This window comes from Chromohalobacter sp. 296-RDG (genome assembly GCF_029889885.1).
Classification (GTDB): Bacteria; Pseudomonadota; Gammaproteobacteria; order Pseudomonadales; family Halomonadaceae; genus Chromohalobacter.
Map to the genome: position 1 here is coordinate 1 of NZ_JARANY010000197.1, position 1,405 is coordinate 1,405.

Consider the following 1,405-nt stretch of genomic DNA (forward strand, 5'->3'; position numbering starts at 1 on the left):
CACCGGCCCGGTAGAAGGCGTCGATCATCGCCAGGATCGTGGACGACGACAGCCAGGCAAGCCAAGGCAGCCCGATCAGCAACGCGATGAAACATGTGGCAGCGACTTGGCCGACGCGCCGCGACACCGGAAAGTGCAACTCACGCGACACCGAGCCACCTTGGTCTCGGCACACTGAGTCTCCACAAAACAGCATACCGGCCACTGCACCGATCACGATCGCCGTGACCATCCCTACCGGCCCGCCGATCAGCACTACCAATAGAACAGCCGCCAAGGCGATGCCAGCGCGCCGCTGGTCGGGGCAAAGCGTGCGCGCCATGCCCCAGACGGCATGAGCGACGATCGCCACGGCCGCCAACTTGAGCCCATGCAGGATGCCCTGACTGACCGGGCCATCGAACATTGCAGCGCCGGATGCGAAAAGCACCAGCGCGATGGCCGAGGGCAAGGTAAAGGCTGTCCAGGCAGCGGCAGCTCCCCAACCTCCGCCACGCAGCAATCCCAAGGCGAAGCCGACCTGGCTGCTGGCCGGACCCGGGAGAAACTGACACAGCGCCACCAGATCCGCATAGTCCTCCTCAGACAACCAGCGGCGCCGTGTGACGAACTCAGTACGAAAATAGCCGAGATGAGCGATGGGCCCACCGAAGGACGTCAGGCCCAGTAGCAGAAAGGCGGAAAAGACTTCCTTGAGACGCTCAACGGAATGGCGCGCGTCCGACATCAGCGAGGCTCCTGGCCGGGCTTTATGAGCAAAACAAGCATCACCGTGCATGGCCGTACCGTTGAACACCACCACGGTGTGGATACCTGCTTATATACTCACCCGTGCTTCCAGCGGATACTCCTCGCAATTGTTGCCCTCGCCGGCACGGTCCACTACCAGGAACTCGCCTTCCACGTTCAATACCGAGTGAATGGCGTGCCAGATGCCGGCGCGGTAGTTCACACCCTGGCGACCGTCGGTGACGAACGCGCGCACATCGCCAGGCTCGATGCGCTCTCCCGGTGGCGCCACGACGACGATGAAGCGCTCGCCGTGCAATGGCATGAACGCCTGACTGCCGAACGGATGACGCTCCAGTAATGTGAGGGCCAGCGGCAATTCCACGGGTTGGCTGATGAAAATGCTGATGATCGGCCGTGCGCCCTCGCCGAGTGTCTCGATTCGCGCCAGATCGTGATAACGCTGGGTGCGGCCATTGTTGATGGGAAAGCTATCGGCATCACGACGATCGATGACATCGCCGAACGCCGCGAAAGCCTCGGCGGTCAGGGGCTGGGCGGTAAATTCGAGCATGCGTTCTCCTCAGAGGGTATTGTCTCAGCTCAAGCGCAGCTTCATGTGCCGATTCACGTCCTTGTAGAGCAGATAGCGAAACGGCCCCGGCCCGGCGGCGTA

General features: G+C 62.2%; 2 protein-coding genes. Both read right to left on the bottom strand.

All coding sequences use genetic code 11. The features are described 5' to 3' along the window. Positions 1–727 (bottom strand): chromate transporter (locus OP495_RS17820; RefSeq protein WP_280571116.1); only part of this gene is annotated, 727 nt, incomplete at its 3' end. Positions 728–817: 90 nt separating this feature from the next. Continuing rightward, positions 818–1,303 carry an ureidoglycolate lyase gene (locus OP495_RS17825; RefSeq protein ID WP_280571117.1) on the bottom strand — a complete coding sequence of 162 codons (486 nt, stop codon included), beginning with the start codon at positions 1,301–1,303 and terminating at the stop codon, positions 818–820. Positions 1,304–1,405 lie beyond the last annotated feature (102 nt).

Coding starts and splice junctions, on each gene's coding strand:
- OP495_RS17825 (WP_280571117.1), bottom strand. CDS start 1,303: ATGCTCGAATTTACCGCCCAGCCCCTGACCGCCGAGGCTTTCGCGGCG.